This is a genomic window from Streptomyces laculatispora, assembly GCF_017353455.1.
GTDB classification, from domain to species: Bacteria; Actinomycetota; Actinomycetes; order Streptomycetales; family Streptomycetaceae; genus Streptomyces; species Streptomyces laculatispora.
Genome location: NZ_JAFMPZ010000330.1, coordinates 1 through 3,771 on the forward strand (window position 1 = coordinate 1; position 3,771 = coordinate 3,771).

Annotated in this window: 4 protein-coding genes; all 4 read right to left on the reverse strand. The window is 72.5% G+C overall.

Annotated features, from left to right (window positions below; genetic code table 11):
- Nucleotides 1–81 precede the first annotated feature (81 nt).
- The 4 genes from J1C73_RS17895 to J1C73_RS17910 are packed head-to-tail and all read right to left on the reverse strand — an operon-like array spanning nucleotide 82 to nucleotide 3,762.
- Entirely contained in the window at nucleotides 82–840 is a 759-nt protein-coding gene (locus J1C73_RS17895) for an ABC transporter ATP-binding protein (protein ID WP_207317277.1), read from the reverse strand.
- A complete protein-coding gene (locus J1C73_RS17900) occupies nucleotides 837–1,721 on the reverse strand; it encodes an ABC transporter permease (protein WP_207317278.1) in 885 nt (294 codons plus the stop codon). Before J1C73_RS17900 ends, J1C73_RS17895 begins: the two co-directional genes overlap by 4 nt.
- Nucleotides 1,718–2,740, reverse strand: a complete 1,023-nt coding sequence (locus tag J1C73_RS17905) for an NrtA/SsuA/CpmA family ABC transporter substrate-binding protein (RefSeq protein WP_207317279.1) — start codon at nucleotides 2,738–2,740, stop codon at nucleotides 1,718–1,720. The genes J1C73_RS17900 and J1C73_RS17905 overlap by 4 nt, the downstream gene beginning before the upstream one ends.
- Complete coding sequence (locus tag J1C73_RS17910; protein WP_207317280.1) at nucleotides 2,737–3,762, reverse strand: ABC transporter substrate-binding protein; 1,026 nt, start codon at nucleotides 3,760–3,762, stop codon at nucleotides 2,737–2,739. Before J1C73_RS17910 ends, J1C73_RS17905 begins: the two co-directional genes overlap by 4 nt.
- Between the last annotated feature and the right edge of the window lie 9 nt (nucleotides 3,763–3,771).

Genomic DNA, 3,771 nt, shown 5'->3' on the forward strand with positions numbered 1-3,771 from the left:
CTGGGCGAAGCCCAGACGGGAGAGGTGGTACAGGTGGTAGAGGGACGGGTTGCTGCTGTGGACACCGATGGTCAGGGTCATTCAGATCACTCCGGCTTCGGCACGGTCGGGGGATGGGACGGGCTTCGGGGCGGTCTCGACCCCGAGGTCGTCGAGCAGGCGCCGGCGCAGGGACGCGAACGCGGGATCGCCGGGGTCGCGCGGCCGGGCGACGTCGACGGTCTCGTCGGTGACGAGCCGCCCGTCGCGCAGGACCGCGACCCGGTCGGCCAGCCGTACGGCCTCGTCGACGTCGTGGGTGACCAGCAGAACGGCCGGCCGGTGCCGGCGGCACAGCTCGCCGACCAGGTCCTGCATCTTCAGCCGGGTCAGGGCGTCGAGCGCGGCGAACGGCTCGTCGAGCAGCAGGAGTTCTGGTTCACGTACCAGGGCTCGGGCGAGTGCCACGCGCTGGGCCTCACCCCCGGAGAGAGTCCCCGGCCAGGCCTCGGCGTGACGTTCCAGACCGACCTCGGCCAGCGCCCGGAGCCCGTGCGCGGACCGGCTGCGCGGCAGCGCGACCGTCACATTGGCGAGGACCTTCTTCGAGGGAACGAGGCGGGGCTCCTGGAAGACGACGGTGCGGGCCTCCGGAACGAGCACCTCTCCCCCGTCGGCACCGTCGAGGGCGCCCAGGATCCGCAGCAGCGTCGTCTTGCCGCTGCCGCTGGCGCCCAGCAGGGCGACGAACTCCCCGCGGGCGATGTCGAGCCGCAGTCCGTCGAGGACGGCCCGGTCGCCGAAGACCCGGCGCAGGCCCCGTACCCGTACGGCGGGGGCGGAGGTCGTACGGGCGGTCATCGGGCCACTCCCTGCGGGGTGCGCCACGGCATCAGCACGCGTTCCAGCAGCCGTACCAGGATGTCGGCGGTCAGTCCGAGGAGCCCGTAGACGAGGATGCAGACGGCCAGGATGTCGGTGCGGGCGTAACTCTGGGCCTGGGACATCAGATAGCCGATCCCGGCGGTGGCGTTGATCTCCTCCGCGGCGATCAGCGCGATGACGCTGAGTGTCATCGAGAGCCGCAGCCCGGCGAGCAGGGACGGCAGCGCGCCGGGAAGGACGACTTCGCGGACGAGGGCGAGGCGGCCCATGCCGAAGCTCCGCATGGCCTCGATGAGTTTCGGGTCGGTGTCACGCACCCCGCTCGATGTCGACACGTACATCGGGAAAGTGGTGGCGACGGCGATGAGCAGGATCTTGGCCGTCTCGTTGATCCCGAACCAGACCATGAACAGCGGCACGAGGGAGAGGAAGGGGATGGTGCGCAGGGTCTGGAGCGAGGAGTCGAGGAGTTCGTCGCCGAGCCGGGTGAAGCCGGTGGTGATGCCGAGCGTCAGCCCGGCGGCGAGGCCGATCAGAAGGCCGAGTCCGGAGCGGGTGAGGGAGGTGGTGAGGGCGTCCGGCAGCTGTCCGTTGCCCCACAACTCGCCCACGGCCCGCAGAACTTCGCCGGGGGATGCCAGTACGTCGGCGGTGAGCAGTCCGGTCGCGGAGGCCACCCACCACAGGGCCAGCAGTGCCACCGGACCGATGGTGCGGACGGCGAGCGCGTAGCCCCGGCTGCGGGCCCGGCGGAGCTGAGGGCGCGGCACGACGAGTCCGGCGGGCGGGGCGGTCGTACCGCTCGGCCCGACGCGCTGATGGACGGGTCCGGCCGGTGCGGCGGTGGTGTCGCTCATGTCAGTTTCCCGATGTCCAGCAGGTGCGCGGCGACATCGACCTCGGACTCGGTGACCTTCTGCTCCGCGTAGAACGCGGCGACGGCCTTGAAGCGTTTCGTGTCCTGCGGGCCGATGGGCTCGACCGTGCCGCCCTTGGCGGTGAACTCCGTCTGGACCGCCTTGGCCTTTCCGGTGACGGCGGTCGGGCCGACGTCCGTGAAGACATTGAGGTACGCGGCCGGGTTCCGCTTCTCCTTGGCACCGGCCTCGTGGAGGTACTGGTAGAGGGCCCTCACGACCTTCGGGTGCTGCTCGGCGAAGGCGGTCCGTACGGCGTTGAGGCTGTAGTTGTCGGAGCCGATCGCCGCACCGTCGGCGACGAAGTGCGCCTTTCCGCTGCCGATCTCGGCGACCGCGTAGGTGGCCCAGACGGCCCAGGCGTCGACCTTTTTGGCGTTGAAGACCGCCGCGGTCTGATCGGGCCGCAGATAGACCCGGGTGACCTTGTCCGCCGGGACGCCGGCCTTGGCGAGGGCCTTCAGCAGCAGGTACTCGCCCGTGCCGCCCTGATTGACGGCGACCTTCCTGCCGACCAGATCCGCGACCGAGCCGATCCCCGAGTCGTTCCTGACGAGGATGCCCTCCCCCGCCGCGTCCGGGGCTACGGCGGCGAAGAACTTGAAGCCGGGCCGCTGGGCGAGCGAGGTGATGCCGGAGGTGATGGAGCCGGTCGCGATGTCCAGCTGGTCGGCGTTCATCGCCTGGGCGGCCGGGGCGAAGGGGCCGGCGCTGCCCGTCCACCGCACCTCGGCGCCCACCGCGGACAGGGCCTTGTCCAGGCTGCCGTCCTTCTTGCCGAGGGCGAGCACACCCGAGTTGCCGGGGTCGGGGATGCGGACGGACACGGTGGCACCGCCGCCGGAACCCGTGCCCGCGCCGTCTGCCGCCGAAGTCCCGCAGGCGGTGAGGGCGACGAGCGCGGTGAGGCTGAGGAGCGCCGGAGCGAGCGTCGTACGCAGTGATCGGGGGAGATTCATGGTGAGGGGGTCCTCTGTGCTCTTGGGGTGGAAGTACGGCGGGCCAGCTCGGTCGCGCGGCGCAGGGGTTCGGGGTCGGCCCAGGCCGCGACATCCACGGGCTCGGGCAGGAATCCGTGGGCGCGCAGCCCGGCCTCCTGCGCGGCGAGCAGGTCGAGGCGGTCGGCCGGCAGACCGGGGTGGAGGGTGAGATGGGTGCCGGGCCGGTAGGCCCCGGCGACTCCGTCAGCCCCCGCCCCGGTCTCCGCACCGAGGATGCGGTCGACCTCGGCGGGCTGTCCGGCGGCCCAGTCGGCGGCCCTGAGCAGCACGGCGAGGAAGCGGTCGACGAGGCCGGGATGGTCGTCGAGGAGCTGCTGATGGACGGTGATGGGGCGCGGGGTGCCGTTGTTGACCCGGAACCGGGGGTCGGGCAGTTCGTCGAGCTCGACGGCCACCTCCGCACCGGCCCGGCGGGCCGCCTCGACGGCCAGCGCGCCCTTCACGTACACGGCGTCGACGTCACCGCGCCGCAGCGCGGCCAGTTCGGCCGCCCACTGGCCCCGGTGTCCGGTGGCCGGTACGTCGACGAGCACGGCGTCGTCGAGCGCCAGCCCGGCGGAGGCGAGCGCCCCCTCGAAGCCGCGCAGTGCCATGGCCCGCCAGAAGTCGATGGCGATGTCGTGTTGCGGCACGGCGAGCCGAAGCCCGCGCAGCGCGGCGGCGCCCCGGATCGCGGAGCCGGGCGCGACCAGCACGGTCTGCCGTTCCTCGATCCAGGTGAGCCCGACCAGCCGGGTCCGCTCGCCACGCGAACGGGCCCACAGGGCGGGCACGTTGCCGCCCTCCCGGAAGAGTCCTGGCAGGGCGTGGGTGTAGTGCGCGGCGCGGTCGGCGTCCGGGGCGGCCTCCTGGAGGGAGCGCACGGTGATGCCGTCGGCGGCGAACTCGTCGGTGAGCCAGTGCCGGTCGGCGGCGATGCCGGTGGCGGTGGGTACGGGACAGCGGGTGAACCAGAGCGTCCGGGGCAAGGCGGCGTGCAGCGTACGGGC

Excerpts from the sequence above, each read along its gene's own strand:
- J1C73_RS17905 (WP_207317279.1), bottom strand. The coding sequence starts at position 2,740 with ATGAATCTCCCCCGATCACTGCGTACGACGCTCGCTCCGGCGCTCCTC.
- J1C73_RS17900 (WP_207317278.1), bottom strand. The coding sequence starts at position 1,721 with ATGAGCGACACCACCGCCGCACCGGCCGGACCCGTCCATCAGCGCGTC.
- J1C73_RS17895 (WP_207317277.1), bottom strand. The coding sequence starts at position 840 with ATGACCGCCCGTACGACCTCCGCCCCCGCCGTACGGGTACGGGGCCTG.